This window comes from Aliiruegeria sabulilitoris, assembly GCF_001558155.1.
Classification (GTDB): domain Bacteria; phylum Pseudomonadota; class Alphaproteobacteria; order Rhodobacterales; family Rhodobacteraceae; genus Tropicimonas; species Tropicimonas sabulilitoris.
The window spans coordinates 142,988-158,057 of the sequence record NZ_LOAS01000012.1 but is presented as its reverse complement, the minus strand read 5'-3'; the positions used below and the strand labels follow the sequence as shown (position 1 = coordinate 158,057).

Below are 15,070 nucleotides of genomic sequence, written 5' to 3'. Positions count from 1 at the left end.
GGTAGCGGCAGGGCAGCGCATGGACAATCCTGCATCTCGGGGTATGTCTGTCGGCGATGACACATGATTGCGATATCCTGATCGTTGGCGGCGGGCTCAATGGCCCCTCGCTGGCGCTTGCCGCCGCTCAGGCCGGCCTTTCCTCCATCGTCGTGGACCGGTTGAGCTTCGAGGCCCGGGCAGATTCGGAATTTGACGGGCGCTCCTATGCCCTCGCGCTCGCTTCGCAACGGCTGCTCGCGGCCATCGGCATCTGGGAAAAGGTCGCCGAACATGCCCAGCCGATCCTGCATATCGTCACCAGCGACGGGCGTGCGGGTGAAGGCCCGATCTGGCCTTTTGCCATGCATTTCGACCATGGCGAGCTGGACGAGGGCGTCATGGGCTACCTGCTCGAGGACCGCTACCTGCGCAAGGCGCTGCTGGAGGCGATCGAAGCGAACCCGCTGGTGACCACTCGCTCGGGCGAAGATGTTGTTGCACAGGAGATCACGCCGCAGGCCGCCTCCATCACGCTGGCCTCGGGCGAGACCCTCACCGGCGCACTTCTCGTCGGCGCGGATGGACGGAAAACGGGTGTCGGCATGCGCGCGGGCATCCAGCGGACGGGCTGGGATTACGGGCAGACAGCGCTGGTTTGTGCCGTCGAGCACGAGAAACCGCATAACGGCACCGCGCACCAGTTCTTCATGCCGAGCGGACCGTTGGCGATCCTGCCCCTACCCGGCAATCGCAGCTCCATCGTCTGGAGCGAGAAGCCGGAAGCGGCTGCCCATATCGCCTCTCTCGATGACGAAGGCTTCCTGGAAGCGCTTCGCCCGCGTTTCGGCGATTTCCTGGGCGAGATCCGGCTGGCCGGCAAGCGCTTCAGCTATCCGCTGAACCTGACCATGGCCAACCAGACGGTGAAAGACCGGCTGGTGCTGATCGGCGACGCCGCACAGGGCGTGCACCCGATTGCCGGACAGGGCTTCAACCAAGGGCTTGTCGATGTGGCGACGCTCACGCAGGTGCTGGCCGAGGCGCATCGGCGTGGCGAGGATATCGGCTCGATCCTCGTTCTCGACCGTCACCGCCAGTGGCGCAGCTTTGACCGCGCCACACTTGCCATCGGCATGGACACAGTCAACCGACTGTTTTCCAATGACAACCCTCTCCTGCGCTTCGGCCGCAGCCTCGGCATGGCCGCCATCGACAGGATGCCGGCATTGCGCCAACGATTCATCCGCGAAGCCGCGGGCGTGACGGGGGACGTGCCCAACCTGTTGAAGGGGAAACCCGCCTGATCACGTGTCTGGCCCATGACCCAAGCTATCGAATATCGCCTTTTGTGTTCGCGGCGAAGCCGAGAGACAGCTAAAGGCGATGAGCGTAAATGGGCGAAATGCAGTACGAGCCGGTCAGTCCAGCACGCGGGCCTCGTCCACCAGCATGATCGGGATGCCGTTGCGGATCGGGTAGGCAAGCCGCCCAGCAACCGAGATCAGCTCCTGCCGCTCGGCATCATAGCGAAGGAGCGTCCGCGTTTGCGGGCACACCAACGCTTCGAGCATCTTGCGGTCATGCTGCGGCGGAGCGGGCCGATCGCTCATTGCATCACCTCGGATCCTTCTTCGCCCGAATGCAGGGCAATTTCCATCAAGGCGGTCAGGGTCTCGCGCCGGTCCACGAGACTCGGCGCTTCAAGCAGAGCCTGCTTGTCGCCGACATCGAAGGGCAACAGCATACCAAGCGAGTTGATCAGCAACTCATCATCCGCCTCGCGCAGATTTTCCCAGTCGGTCGACAGACCCCGCATCTCCAGGAAACGTGCAAGCAGTTCCATGAAGGCTTCACGGCGGAAATTCGTGTCCTTCTCCTGGCTGCCGAGGTCCCGGTCGAAACCGTTCCACTCCACATCTGCCCGGATATAGGGCGTGAAGCCCTCGATCTGACTGCGCAACCGGAAGCGCGAGATTCCCGTGAGGGTGATCATGTACCGCCCGTCCTCGGTCTCGGAGAACCCGGTTACCCGGCCAGCACAGCCGATGGCGGCAAGCCCGCCCCCCTCGCCTTCCTGCGGCTGGATCATGCCGATCAGCCGATGCGAAGTCTTGAGCGTATCGTCGAGCATGGCGAGGTAACGCGGCTCGAATATATGCAGCGGAAGCCTGGCGCGCGGCAGCAGCAGCGCACCGGGCAGGGGGAAGACCGGAATCCGATCTGGCAGGTCTGTTTGCGTGATCATACGCTTCAACCTAGCCGGAATGTGCCATCAGGCAAATATAAGCGAGCTTAGTTTGCGGCGGCCGTTGAGAACCACCGGGTCGGTCGGCTTCAACGCGTCGAAAATGGTGAAAAGCTGGGCCTTTGCGGCACCGTCATTCCACTCGCGGTCGCGCCGGAACAGCTCCAGCAATTCGGCAACGGCTTCTTCGATCTCGCAATTGGCATGCAGAGCGGTGGCAAGGTCGAAACGCGCCTGATGGTCGGCCGGATCGGCTTCCACTGCGGCCCGAAGTTCGGCAATCGGACCGGCATTCGCGGCCTGTCGCAACAACTCGAGCTGGGCACGCGCGGCCTCGACTTCCGGCTTTCCGGCCAGCTCAGCCGGAACGGAGTTCAGGAACTGCTCGGCCTTTTCCACTTCCCCAAGCGCGAGATAGGACCGCACCATGCCGCCATATGCCGCCGCATTGGACGGATCCTCCCCCAAGATCGCGGCGAAGGTCTGCGCGGCGTCTGCCGCAGCGCCTTCGGTCAGCATCGCTTCGGCAGCCTCGAGCGCTTCGCCCAGTCCGCCATCGCCGGCCAGCCCCGCGATCTTGTCGACGAAGGCCTTGATCTCGGATTGCGGCAACGCGCCCTGGAACATGTCGGCCACCTGCCCCTGGTAGAAGGCGACGACGGTCGGGATGGATTGCAGCGGAAGCCCCTGCTGGGCGAGCATCTGGGCAAGGCGCTGGTTCTGATCGACATCGATCTTGACCATCTTCACCCGGCCCTTGGCCGCGGTCACCGCCTGCTCCAGCATTGGACCGAGCGTCTTGCAAGGACCGCACCACGGCGCCCAGAAATCGACGATCACCGGCACTTCCTGGCTGGCCTCGACAACGTCGGGCATGAATGTCGCCTCTGTACCTTCCTTGATCAGGTCGGCGGCGGGTTGCGACGGGCTCTGGCCGAATTCCAGCATCGGTGGCTCCTCATGAACAATTCTTGGGGGTTAGATGGCCCATGGACCGTCCCCATGCAAGGGGCGGCGTCTCAGAGATCGAAGGTCGCCAGAACCGGAGCATGATCGGAAGGTTTCTCCCAGCCGCGCACATGACGCAGGATGCGGCTGGAATGAGCCGCGTTCGAGATATCCGCCGTTGCCCAGACATGGTCCAGCCGCCGCCCCTTGTCCGCCGCGTCCCAGTCTCGCGCACGGTAAGACCACCAGGAATAGAGCTTGCCCTCGGGAATGTCGGCGCGGGTCACATCGACCCATTTTCCGGATTCCTGCGTCTCGGCCAAGTGATCAACTTCGATCGGCGTATGGCTGACAACCTTGAGAAGTTGCTTATGGCTCCACACATCGTCTTCGCGCGGCGCGATGTTGAGATCACCGACCAGGATCGCCTTTTCCGGGCGATGCTCCCGGAACCAGTCGCGCATTCCAGTCAGGTAATCCAGTTTCTGGCCGAATTTCTCATTCACCTCGCGATCCGCCACATCGCCCCCGGCCGGGACATAGAAATTGTGAATCGTCACCCCATTTCCCAAACGCCCGGCCACGTGGCGAGCATGGCCGAGATCGGCGAAATCCTTGTCGCCCAGATCCTCGATAGGCTGCTTCGACAGGATCGCCACGCCGTTATAGCCTTTCTGGCCGCGCGCGATCATGTGGCAATAGCCGAGCTCGGCAAACACCTCCGCGGGGATCTTGTCCACCGGGCTTTTGCATTCCTGAAGGCACAGGACATCCGGGGCTTCCTCGGTCAGCAGTTGTGCGACGAGGGGCGCCCGCAGGCGAACAGAGTTGATGTTCCAGGTGGCAATGGTGAAGGACATGGGATTCTCCGCGTGAGGCCGCGCGACCGTAACGGGAGCTTGGCCGGGCCTCAAACGAAAAGCGCCTTGTCTGGGCAGGGCGAGCACGACTTGGAGGAACCCTCCAGTCGATGGTTGCAACTGGCTCGCTTCCCCTTCGAGGAATGTCTTGCACCAAAAAAAGACCCGGGCGAAGCGCCCGGGCCAGTCCAACAGGGAGGTTGCCACGCCATAACCCCGACGCGACAAGGGGATTGTAACCCGGCAATGGTTAATACATTCCTTAGCGTAAGGCTGCCCGGATGCGCGTTCAGGCAACCAGGCGGTATCCGCCCGATTCCGTTACCAGAAGGCGCGCATTGGAGGGGTCCGGCTCGATCTTTTGCCGCAGGCGATAGATATGGGTTTCCAGCGTATGGGTCGTGACACCCGCGTTGTAACCCCAGACCTCGTGCAGCAGCACGTCGCGCGCCACAACGCCCTCGGTCGCCCGATACAGGAACTTGAGGATGTTCGTTTCCTTCTCCGTCAGGCGGACCTTTCGGTCATCCTCGGTCACCAGCATCTTCATCGCCGGCTTGAACGTGTACGGGCCGAGCTGGAACACGGCATCTTCGGATTGCTCGTGCTGTCGAAGCTGCGCGCGGATCCGCGCCAGCAAAACCGGGAACTTGAAGGGCTTGGTGACGTAGTCATTCGCGCCCGCATCAAGGCCCAGAATTGTGTCGGCGTCGCTGTCATGTCCCGTCAGCATCAGCACGGGGCATTTCACCCCCTGCTTGCGCATCAGCCGGCAAAGCTCGCGCCCGTCGGTGTCGGGCAAGCCCACATCGAGGATAACCAGATCGTAGATTCCGGCCTTGGCTTTTTCCATCGCCTCATGGCCGCTGCCAGCTTCGAATACGTCGAAATCCTCGGTCATAACGAGTTGCTCGCTGAGCGCCTCGCGGAGGTCCTCGTCGTCATCGACGAGCAGGATCTTCTTCAGATTAGCCATCGTCATTCCTTCCTTTGCCTTCCTGCCCAGATGCGGAGCGTTGACGCTTTCGGCAAGAAATGCTGCAAACGGTTCACGGCGTTGTGTGAAGCAACGGGGAATTGTTTCAACTTCCGGGTCGTTTCGTTACATGCTATCGCGCTGCAGCCAAGCATTCGAGGCCCCATGTCGCTTTCACCGACCCCCGCCGAACGCCGTGCCCGCGCCCGCGCCGACCTGCGCATGGGCCTGCCCGTGTGCCTGCGCGCAGGCGGTGAGGCGGCTCTGATCGTTGCCACCGAAACACTCGACGAAGCACGTTTTTCCAATATGGCCGGAGATGGTAACGCGGTCCTTGCGATCACGGCCCGCCGGGCGGAGACGCTCAAGGCGCGCGCGTATGACGGTGACCTTGCAAGGATCTGCCTGCCCTCGGACGCGACACTCGAATGGGTGCAGACAGTGGCAGACCCGGCCGATGACCTCTCGGCACCGATGAAGGGTCCGTTTCGCACGGAACGCGGCGGGGACGCCGCCCTTCACCGCGCGGCGATTGCGCTGGCCAAGCAGGCGCGGCTTTTGCCCGCCGTTCTGGTTCGGCCATGCGCCGATCCGGCGCTTGCGCGCGAACTGAACCTGACCGAGCTGGATCTCGCGACCGACCTGCAACCCGCGGAAGGGGCCAGCTATGACGAAGTCGTCTCCGCGCGCCTGCCCATGGCATTGGCCGAGTCTGGGCGGTTGCATATCTTTCGCCCCGATGACGGCGCCGAAGAGCATTACGCGGTGGAAATCGGCCAACCGGACCGGTCCGCGCCCGTTCTGGCAAGGCTGCACTCGGCCTGTTTCACCGGCGACCTGCTGGGCTCGCTCAAATGCGATTGTGGCCCGCAGTTGCGCGGCGCTCTGGCCGCCATGGGGAAAGAGGGCAGCGGTGTTTTGCTCTATCTGAACCAGGAAGGGCGTGGCATCGGGCTGGCCAACAAGATGCGCGCCTATGCCCTGCAGGATCAGGGCTTCGACACGGTCGAGGCCAATCACCGGCTGGGTTTCGAGGATGACGAACGCGATTTTCGTATCGGTGCCGCTTTGTTGCGGGAACTGGGTTTCTCGTCCGTGAGGCTGATGACCAACAACCCTGCCAAGATCAAGATGATGCAGGCGCAGGGAATCGAGGTCACCGAACGCGTGCCCCTCAAGGTTGGCAAGACCGACGAGAATGCCGCCTACCTCGCAACCAAGGCGGCGAAATCGGGCCATCTGTTGTGACACCGCGGGACCTTGTCCTGACGCCGCGCGGCATCCGTTTCCGCGGAAGGCTTCTGCCAGCTGCCATCGGGCGCGGCGGCATCCGATCCAACAAGCGCGAAGGCGACGGCGCGACACCGCGCGGCACGCATGTCATTACCGGCTTGCTGTATCGCCCGGATCGCCTCCCGCACCCGGCGCCTTGGGCAGTTCCGATTGGCCCCCGCGACCTTTGGTCGGATGACTCTCGCGATCCGGCCTATAACCACCACGTCCAGGCACCGCATGGCTTCAGCCATGAAACCCTGCGCAGGGCCGATCCGCTCTATGACGTGATCCTGACGACAGACTGGAACTGGCCGGATGCGCAACCGGGACGCGGATCAGCGATCTTCCTGCATATCTGGCACAAGCCGCGCCATCCGACGGAAGGGTGCATCGCCTTTCGCCGCGATCGCCTGCTTGCCTTGCTTCCTGAGCTTCCCCCGGGAACCCGACTGATCGTTCCCTGAAGCTCAGCCGTAATCCCGGTCGCCAAAGATCGCCGAGCCGACGCGGACATGGGTCGCGCCAAGGGCAATCGCGCTCTCGAAATCGCTGCTCATGCCCATGGAAAGGCCCTCCAAGCCATTGCGCTCGGCAAGCTTTGCCAACAGCGCGAAATGCAAAGACGGCTCCTCGTCAACTGGCGGAATACACATCAAGCCACGCAGCGGCAGGCCGAGATCACGCACCTGCGTCACGAAGGCATCGGTCTCCGCTGGCAAAAGGCCGGCCTTTTGCGGCTCCTCACCGGTATTGACCTGGATGAAGACGGGCGGACAGTGCCCGGTTTCATCAGCAAGGCGGGCAAAGGTGGTGGCCAGCTTCGGACGGTCCAGTGAGTGGATGACATCAAACAGCTCGAAGGCCGCGCGGGCCTTGTTGGTCTGAAGTGGGCCGATCAGGTGCAGTTCCACGCCGTCGAAACGCTCCTTGAAATCTGGCCACTTGCCCTGCGCTTCCTGCACCCGGTTCTCGCCGAAGACGCGGTGGCCAGCCTCCAGAACAGCCTCTACCCGCTCCAGTGGCTGCACTTTCGACACCGCGATCAATTCGGTTGCCCCCTGCGGACGACCGGCTGCGATTTCTGCCGCCAGAATCCGTTCGCGAATCTCTTTCAACCCCATTTCAGAGCACCCCTTCCCGTTCAAGTGCGTCGACCAACGGCTGCAAGTCGGTCTCGTAGCGGCGCCAGGCCTGCGCCGAACTGCGGTAAATCGGTTGGCGAACCTGTTGAACCGACAAGGTTTTCACCGAACTGCGGCTCTTGTGGAATTCGAGGCATGCATCCTCCCATTCCAGCCCGGCCGCGGCAACCAGCGCGCGCGACTGCGTCTCCGGATCCGCCACGAGTTCCTCGTAATGGACCTCGTGAAAACCGCCCGGCAGGTTCTCCCGCCAGAAATCCAGCATCTGCAGAAAGCTCGCGTAGTATTTCGCGAGATCCTCCAGATCATAGGCGTAGCGATGCGTGCCCTGCGCGAACAGGTTCTTGTAGATGGAATAGAGCAGGTCGCGCGGATCACGGCGCACGACGATGAAACGCGCCGAGGGAATCGCCATCTTCAGCAGGCCCATTACCAAGTGCGACTGGATCGCCTTGTCGGTCACGATCCGGTCGAAGGAGACGCTGGAACGCGCCGCCGCTTCGTATTGTTCGGCAAGGCGCGTGATCTTGTCACCTGCCACCTTGGCCATCGGCGTGAAGCCCCGCCCCGGGTCCCCGATTGCGTCGTAACACAAGCGCAAGGCATAGGGCATCTCGCCGCCGCTCGTCACCTGCGAGTGGCTTGCCAGGATCTGCTCGACAAGGGTCGTTCCCGAACGGGGCAGGCCGGTTACAAAGATCGGTGCGAATTTGTCATCGACCTGCCTGGTGGGCGTGAAATCGAAATCACGAAAGGCCTCGATCAAACCGTTCACCTCCGCATGCCGGTCGGAAACGTCATAACCATAGGCCGATTTCATTGTCGCGTTGGCGGGAGACAGGTAGCGGAAGACCTCGCCATATTGTTCAGTGTCTTCCATCGCCTTGGCCAAGGCGAACTCGATCTCGACACGCGCGGACCGGGAGAGATTCTTTTTCCCGAGCGCCGCCTTCATCTTGCCGATCAACGGGTCGCCCGGCTTCACCTTCCGGTTGGCGGTGAGCATCCGGTAGGGTTCTCCCCGCAACGGGTCGAGCGCTTGCGCCTTGCGGAGCGTGGTTTCGGCCTTTTCGAACGCGCCGGTCCGCTGCAATACCAGTGCCTTGTCGATCAGGTAGCGCGCATCGCGCGGGGCGGCGCGGATCAGGATGTCGTGGATCTGGAGCGCTTCTTCGTCATCGCCATGGGCCGACAGCATGTCTGCGAGTGCCGCGAGGATAGCCGGTTCCTTGGGCTTCAACGCCCTGGCATCGCGCAAATGGGCAATTGCGGCTGCAATATCCCCGGCGCGGCGTTCGATCCGGGCGAGTTGGAAATGTGGCTCCACACGCTGCGGCGCCGCGGCGATCAGCCTGCGGCAAAGGTCGCGGGCCTCATCAAGCCGTCCGGCTTTCTCAAGCGCTTGAGTTTTGTGGAAAAGCTCAGAAAAACGCGCGGGATTGACTGGAAGCATAAGGGCCGACCTGCTGGATGTTCGACACCTGCTAACATTCTCCGGCCCAAAAAGAAAAGAGCGGGCAATGCCCGCTCTTCCCTAAACAGTCTCTGATCGAAGATCAGAAGGACATGGACAGACCGAGGGACCAGTTGCTGGTGTCGCCCTTCGACTTGTCGCCAGTAGCGCCGTCCTTGATCTCGAGCTCGGAGTAGCCGTAGCCAGCCAGAACGGACAGACCGCCGCCGAGGTCGTAACCAGCGGCAAGACCCCAACCGGACGCATCGATTTTGTCGCTGCCATCGGTTTTGAAGTAGTGCTCACCGTAGTTGGCGTGGACCGAGAAGGCGTCGAAGGCGTAACCAGCACCGATCGCCCAGTGCGAGCCGTCGTCGATACCGTCGGCGCTCCAGTCAGAGTAGGTACCACCGATGGAGAAACCGTTGTCCATGTAGTAGCCAGCGGACAGGCCCCAGACGGTAGCGTCTGTATTGAAGTTGAGCGTGATGTTGTTGTCGTCGGTACCCAGGGTCAGCGACGCATAGTCGGTGGCCTGGTAACCAGCGCCGACCTTGACAGTGCCGGGGCCAGCTTCGCCAGACCACTTGACACCAACGGCCCAGTTGTAGTCGCCGCGATCCAGATCACCCGCGGCGAGACCCGCGTCGATGGCGTCTTGGTCCAGTTCGGCGTCCGAACGGTCGTCCTGCTCGACGGACACTGCGAAGCCGAAGCCTTCGTAGGCGTAGTCGTAGCGGAGGATCTGACCGTCATAGGCACCGTCAAAGTAGGTGTCCTGACGACCGAGGTGGCCGGTTTCGTTGTCCGCGATGGAACCCGGGTTGCCAATCGAGGCAGCGTCGGTCATCGCCCAGTCGAGAGCGCCATCGGTGTCGCCCATGGTCACGGTGCCGAACTCGCCGGACACGAAGACCGTGAAGTCAGCAAAGCCGGTCTGGTCGCCCAGGCCCGACGGAGAGGACGTAGCGGAGTCGGCAACGTCGTCCAGATCGATGCTACCACCGAACGTCAGACCATTGTCGGTCTCGCCGGACAGCGAAAAGCGAACGTCGATCGACTGCAGGAACTGCGTCTCGATATTTTCGCCACCAATGACACCCATTTCGGCAGAGCCGGACATCGTAACTTCAGCGGCAGCTGCGCCTGCAAAGGCAACCAGAGCGGTCGAAGTGAGAAGAACCTTTTTCATCGTTTTCCCTCGTGTATCTCAAGAGTTCACCTCAACCCGGGAATCCGAATTGGGTATGAGGAGTGTCTCGCTCCCCAGAGCCTTGATTGCAAGTTAGCGATGAGTGCGCAGAGTCAGCTTGCGGAATTTGGTGCAGCTTTGCCACAGTGGCGAAACCCTGCCGAGGCTCTAAAGTCTTGTGAGGCCTTAAAGGCTCGGTTACACACTGCCAAAACAATGCTTCGGGGGGCAGAGGGCATGACCTTCGCATCGGTAACTAAGACCGCGACCGCTCTGGCCTGTGTGGCCATCGTTTCCGGCTGTGGCTGGGGCAGCAGGATATCCACGGATGTGGATACCAGCCAGCTTCCCAACGAGTACAACCCCGCAGTGGACGACGACGGCAACAAGCGCGACACGATCTGGGATCTGTTCACGAATCTCGACGACGCGAATACCACGCTGGAAGTGAACCGCTACATCTGGCTGGCGTCGATGGATATCCTGAATTTCCTGCCCGTCGAGCGAGTCGATCCTTTCTCTGGCGTGATCGTGACCGGATACGGCACACCTCCCGGTGGTGGCCGCGCCTACCGGGCGACCGTCTATGTCACCGATCCGGCGCTGGATGCGCGCTCGCTGAAGGTTTCGCTCAACACCCGCTCCGGCCCGGCCGATCCCGACACGGTGCGCGCCGTCGAGGATGCCATCCTGACCCGAGCGCGCCAAATGCGGATCCAGCACACCCGTCTCTGAGACTTCCGGGGCGGCAAAGCCGCACTGGACGCTGGGCGGGCACACGCTTATCAAGCCGCGGAACAGAAGTCTCCGTGAGCCGAGGTAAGCGATGTCCCGTCTGGACCCGTCCATCATCGAACCCAAATGGCAAGCTGCCTGGGAGGATGCCGGTATTTTCAAGGCCGTCCGCGACCCGGCCAGGCCCAAATACTACGTCCTCGAGATGTTCCCCTACCCGTCGGGGCGCATCCACATCGGCCATGTGCGCAACTACACGATGGGCGATGTTATCGCGCGCTACAAATCTTCCTGTGGTTTCAGCGTCTTGCACCCGATGGGCTGGGACGCGTTCGGCATGCCCGCCGAGAACGCCGCCATGGCTTCGGGCGGCCACCCGAAGGACTGGACCTACAGCAATATCGCCGACATGCGCGCGCAGATGAAGCCACTGGGGCTCTCCATCGACTGGTCGCGCGAGTTTGCCACCTGTGATCCGGAATATTACGCCCAGCAGCAACGCATGTTCATCGACATGCTCGATGCCGGCCTGATCTATCGCAAGAATGCCGTCGTGAACTGGGACCCGGTCGACATGACGGTGCTGGCCAACGAGCAGGTCGAGCAGGGGCGCGGCTGGCGCTCCGGGGCGCTCGTGGAGCGCAAGGAACTGACACAGTGGTTCTTCAAGATCTCGGATTTCTCCGAGGAACTGCTGGACGCGCTGGACGGTCTGGAAGACTGGCCCGAGAAGGTGCGCCTGATGCAGGCCAACTGGATCGGCAAGAGCCGTGGCCTGCAATTCGCCTTCGACACGGTGGATGCGCCCGAGGGTTTTGACAAGGTTGAGGTTTACACGACTCGCCCTGACACGCTGATGGGGGCGAGTTTCGTCGGCATCTCGCCCGACCACCCGCTGGCGAAAGCGCTGGAGACGGATAACGCGGAGATCGCCGCGTTCTGCGCCGAGTGCCGCCGCATGGGCACTTCGGAGGAGGAGCTGGAGAAAGCCGAGAAGCGCGGATTCGACACCGGGCTCAAGGTGCGTCACCCGCTCGACGAGAGCTGGGAGCTGCCGGTCTATATCGCCAACTTCATCCTGATGGATTACGGCACCGGCGCAATTTTCGGTTGCCCGGCCCATGACGCGCGCGACCTCGAATTCGCTCGCAAATACGGTCTGCCGGTGACCTCGACCTATGCACCGGTTGAACCGGCCGAAGGTTTCGCAGCGCCCGAGGATGGCGGTGAGGCTTATGTGCCGCTGAAGTCCGAAAAGGTAAGTTACGTCAAGGGCTTTGCCGGAGCGGAGACCCAGACGGGCGAAGAGGGAATCGCGACGGCAATCGACCTCTTCGAGGCGAAGGGTCTGGGCCAAGGCGTCACCAAGTTCCGCCTGCGGGACTGGGGGCTGAGCCGTCAGCGTTATTGGGGTTGCCCAATTCCGGTCGTGCATTGCGGTGATTGCGGCGTCGTGCCGGAGAATCGCGAGAACCTCCCCGTCGAGCTGCCCTATGATGAAGACGGCAAGCCGATCGACTTCTCCGTTCCCGGCAACCCGCTGGACCGTCACCCGAGCTGGCGCGACGTTCCCTGCCCCCGCTGCGGAAAGCCGGCAAGACGCGAGACGGACACGATGGACACATTCGTCGATTCGTCGTGGTATTTCGCCCGCTTCACCGCGCCGCGCGCGGAAACGCCGACCGTGGCCGAAGAGGCCGCCTATTGGATGAATGTCGACCAGTATATCGGCGGCATCGAGCACGCGATCCTGCACCTGCTCTATTCGCGCTTCTACGCCCGCGCGATGCACCTGACCGGGCACCTGCCGGAGAAATGTAAGGAGCCGTTCAACGCGCTCTTTACCCAAGGCATGGTCACCCACGAGATCTACCTGACCCGCGACGAGAACGACCGCCCGATCTACCATCTGCCCGAAGACGTCGAGCGGACGGAATCCGGCGTGGTGGTCAAGGGCACGGGCGAGGCTGTAGAAGTGATTCCCTCCGCCAAGATGTCGAAATCCAAGAAGAACGTGGTCGACCCGGTGTCCATCGTGACCCAATACGGCGCCGATACCGCGCGCTGGTTCGTCATGTCCGACAGCCCGCCGGAACGCGACGTGGAATGGACGGCCTCTGGCGCCGAGGCCGCCTACAAGCATCTCGGCCGGGTCTGGCGCCTGGCGGAGGAACTCCGCCAGCGGGCCGACGAGGCGGCCCCGGACGGGGCCTCCGAGGAGGACCGCGCCCTCGAAAAGGCCACCCATCGCGCGATTGCCGACGTGACCGACGGGATCGAGGGCTTCGCGTTCAACACCTCCATCGCCAAGCTCTATGGCTTTACCAATACGGTCGCCAAGTCTAAGGCCACCACCGGTGCCAAGGCACAGGCCATGCGCGTTATGGCGCAGCTCATGTCGCCGATGACGCCACATCTGGCCGAGGAAGTCTGGTCCATGCTCGGCGGCGAAGGGCTCGTTGCCCGCGCGCCCTGGCCGAAAGCGGACGCGGCCATGCTGGTGGATGACACCATCACCCTGCCGATCCAGATCAACGGCAAGAAGCGCGGCGAGTTGGAGGTTGCCAAGGACGCGGACAAGGCGACAGTGGAGGCGCTGGTGCTTGCTCATGACGCGGTGATCCGGGCACTGGACGGGGGCCAGCCGAAGAAACTCATCGTCGTACCGGGGCGGATCGTGAATGTCGTTGTCTGATCGCAGAAGTGTCCTCATCGCCCTCGCCGCCACCGGGCTTACGGCCGGTTGCGGCTTCACCCCGGCCTATGCGCCGGGTGGCGCCGGTGACCGGTTGCGCGGGCAGCTCACGACAAACCCGCCTTATGACAAGCCCAGCTATGCTTTCGTGGATCGGATCGAGACCCGGCTGAGCCGTAACGACTCCGCTCCCTATCGGCTGACCTTCACGGTCACTTACGGGTATGACGGACTGGCCGTTTCCCCCGACGATTCGACCTATCGCTACCACCTCACCGGCAAGCTGGATTATACCGTGGTCGACCAGGCCAGCCAGGCAACTGTCACCAGCGGAACCGTGCGCAATTTCGTGGCCTATTCTGCGCTCGGGACCACAGTGGCGACCGCCGCGTCCACGACCAACGCCCAGGAACGGCTGATGATCATCCTTGCCGATCAGGTCGTGACCGAGCTGATGGCAACGGCGCAGAGCTGGCTGCCGTGAAACTTTCCGGGCGCGACGCAAATGCCTTCTTCTCCAATCCGGACACGCGTCGTGCCGGCATCCTGATCTACGGGGCGGACGCGATGCGGGTCGCCATCAAGCGACAGGACCTGATTGCCACGCTGATCGGCCCCAATGGCGACGAGGAAATGCGCCTCGCCCGGCTCTCTGGGCCGGAACTCCGCCGCGACGGTGCCGCGTTGCTCGATGCGGTCAAGGCCGTGGGCTTCTTTCCCGGCCAGCGCGCCGTTTTGGTGGAGGACGCCGCCGACGGACAGCTCGACGCCATCTCCAGCGCCCTGGGCGAATGGCATGAGGGCGACGCGATGATCGTCGTGACCGCCGGTATGCTCAAGGCAAGCTCCAAGCTGCGCAAGCTGTTCGAAAGCCACAAGAACGCGCTTTGCGCCGCGATCTATGACGACCCGCCCAGCCGTGCCGAGATTGAGTCGGAACTGAAACGCGCCGGCCTCAATGAAATCGACCGCAACGCGATGACCGATCTCGAGGCACTTGGCCGCGCGCTCGATCCAGGCGATTTTCGCCAAACGCTGGAAAAGATCGCCCTCTACAAGATCGGCGACCCCTCCCCGCTCACCAGCGAAGAGATCGCCCAGCTTGCCCCCGCCACTATCGAGGCCGCCGTCGACGACCTGTTGCAATCCGTTGCCGAGGGCCGCGTGCGCGAGATCGGTCCGCTCATCCAGAAGCTCGACGGACAGGGCGAGGCGCCCGTTTTCCTCGTGATCAGCGCCACCCGCCATTTTCGCGCGCTGCATTCCGCCGCTTGCGACCCCAAGGGCCCCTCCTCCGGCATCGCACGCCAGCGCCCGCCCATTTTCGGGCCGCGCCGCGACCGCATGATCCGGCAGGCGCAGGAATGGGGCCGGGACAAGCTCGAAACCGCGCTGGCGCAGCTTGTCGACACCGATCTGGAGCTGCGCTCCGGCGGCCAGACGGCACCGCAGATGGCGCTGGTGGAGCGGCTTTTCATCCGCCTCTCTATGCTGAAATCCGCCCGCCGTTGACGCGGCGACGACGCTCCGCTTTCGATCTTTACCCTTCCCGCTGTCCGTGACAGCG

General features: G+C 62.8%; 15 protein-coding genes. 7 read left to right on the top strand and 8 right to left on the bottom strand.

Translation table 11 applies throughout. The annotated features are described in order from the left end of the window. Positions 1-56 precede the first annotated feature (56 nt). The gene (locus AX756_RS13150) at positions 57-1,286 is read left to right on the top strand and encodes a UbiH/UbiF/VisC/COQ6 family ubiquinone biosynthesis hydroxylase (RefSeq protein ID WP_068312040.1); all 1,230 of its coding nucleotides are present in this window, start codon (positions 57-59) and stop codon (positions 1,284-1,286) included. A gap of 114 nt (positions 1,287-1,400) precedes the next feature. On the opposite strand, the gene AX756_RS13145 is transcribed toward AX756_RS13150, so the two are convergent. From AX756_RS13145 to AX756_RS13125, 5 genes are all read right to left on the bottom strand, one after another. Beyond that, positions 1,401-1,592 (bottom strand): Trm112 family protein, encoded by a 192-nt coding sequence (locus AX756_RS13145; RefSeq protein WP_068312036.1) that lies wholly within the window; start codon positions 1,590-1,592, stop codon positions 1,401-1,403. Next, positions 1,589-2,227: an LON peptidase substrate-binding domain-containing protein gene (locus AX756_RS13140; RefSeq protein ID WP_068312033.1), complete on the bottom strand. Its 639-nt coding sequence runs from the start codon at positions 2,225-2,227 to the stop codon at positions 1,589-1,591. The genes AX756_RS13145 and AX756_RS13140 overlap by 4 nt, the downstream gene beginning before the upstream one ends. Positions 2,228-2,254: 27 nt before the next feature. Then, positions 2,255-3,175 carry a thioredoxin family protein gene (locus AX756_RS13135; protein ID WP_068312030.1) on the bottom strand — a complete coding sequence of 307 codons (921 nt, stop codon included), beginning with the start codon at positions 3,173-3,175 and terminating at the stop codon, positions 2,255-2,257. Between the two features lie 71 nt (positions 3,176-3,246). Next, a complete protein-coding gene (locus AX756_RS13130) occupies positions 3,247-4,035 on the bottom strand; it encodes an exodeoxyribonuclease III (protein ID WP_068312027.1) in 789 nt (262 codons plus the stop codon). A 289-nt stretch (positions 4,036-4,324) separates the two neighbouring features. Beyond that, positions 4,325-5,011, bottom strand: coding sequence for a response regulator transcription factor (locus AX756_RS13125; protein ID WP_068312185.1), 687 nt, complete (start codon positions 5,009-5,011; stop codon positions 4,325-4,327). Positions 5,012-5,176: 165 nt separating this feature from the next. On the opposite strand from AX756_RS13125, the gene ribA reads away from it, so the two are divergent. Beyond that, positions 5,177-6,259, top strand: a complete 1,083-nt coding sequence (ribA, locus tag AX756_RS13120) for a GTP cyclohydrolase II (RefSeq protein WP_068312024.1) — start codon at positions 5,177-5,179, stop codon at positions 6,257-6,259. Further along, the gene (locus AX756_RS13115) at positions 6,256-6,750 is read left to right on the top strand and encodes a L,D-transpeptidase family protein (protein ID WP_068312021.1); all 495 of its coding nucleotides are present in this window, start codon (positions 6,256-6,258) and stop codon (positions 6,748-6,750) included. Before ribA ends, AX756_RS13115 begins: the two co-directional genes overlap by 4 nt. 3 nt (positions 6,751-6,753) lie before the next feature. Here AX756_RS13115 and AX756_RS13110 read toward each other — a convergent pair whose 3' ends face one another. From AX756_RS13110 to AX756_RS13100, 3 genes are all read right to left on the bottom strand, one after another. Continuing rightward, complete coding sequence (locus tag AX756_RS13110; protein ID WP_068312018.1) at positions 6,754-7,407, bottom strand: YggS family pyridoxal phosphate-dependent enzyme; 654 nt, start codon at positions 7,405-7,407, stop codon at positions 6,754-6,756. Between the two features lies 1 nt (position 7,408). Continuing rightward, on the bottom strand, positions 7,409-8,881 hold the full coding sequence (locus AX756_RS13105; protein WP_068312014.1) for a tetratricopeptide repeat-containing sulfotransferase family protein: 1,473 nt from the start codon (positions 8,879-8,881) through the stop codon (positions 7,409-7,411). Positions 8,882-8,984: 103 nt separating this feature from the next. After that, complete coding sequence (locus AX756_RS13100; RefSeq protein WP_068312011.1) at positions 8,985-10,073, bottom strand: porin; 1,089 nt, start codon at positions 10,071-10,073, stop codon at positions 8,985-8,987. Between the two features lie 237 nt (positions 10,074-10,310). On the opposite strand from AX756_RS13100, the gene AX756_RS13095 reads away from it, so the two are divergent. The 4 genes from AX756_RS13095 to holA all read left to right on the top strand — a co-directional run bounded on the left by AX756_RS13095 (position 10,311) and on the right by holA (position 15,015). Further along, entirely contained in the window at positions 10,311-10,808 is a 498-nt protein-coding gene (locus AX756_RS13095) for a DUF3576 domain-containing protein (protein WP_068312009.1), read from the top strand. Positions 10,809-10,899: 91 nt separating this feature from the next. Further along, the gene (gene leuS, locus AX756_RS13090) at positions 10,900-13,503 is read left to right on the top strand and encodes a leucine--tRNA ligase (RefSeq protein WP_068312007.1); all 2,604 of its coding nucleotides are present in this window, start codon (positions 10,900-10,902) and stop codon (positions 13,501-13,503) included. Continuing rightward, entirely contained in the window at positions 13,490-13,987 is a 498-nt protein-coding gene (locus AX756_RS13085) for a hypothetical protein (protein ID WP_068312003.1), read from the top strand. The genes leuS and AX756_RS13085 overlap by 14 nt, the downstream gene beginning before the upstream one ends. Beyond that, on the top strand, positions 13,984-15,015 hold the full coding sequence (gene holA / locus AX756_RS13080; RefSeq protein ID WP_068312000.1) for a DNA polymerase III subunit delta: 1,032 nt from the start codon (positions 13,984-13,986) through the stop codon (positions 15,013-15,015). The genes AX756_RS13085 and holA overlap by 4 nt, the downstream gene beginning before the upstream one ends. Positions 15,016-15,070 lie beyond the last annotated feature (55 nt).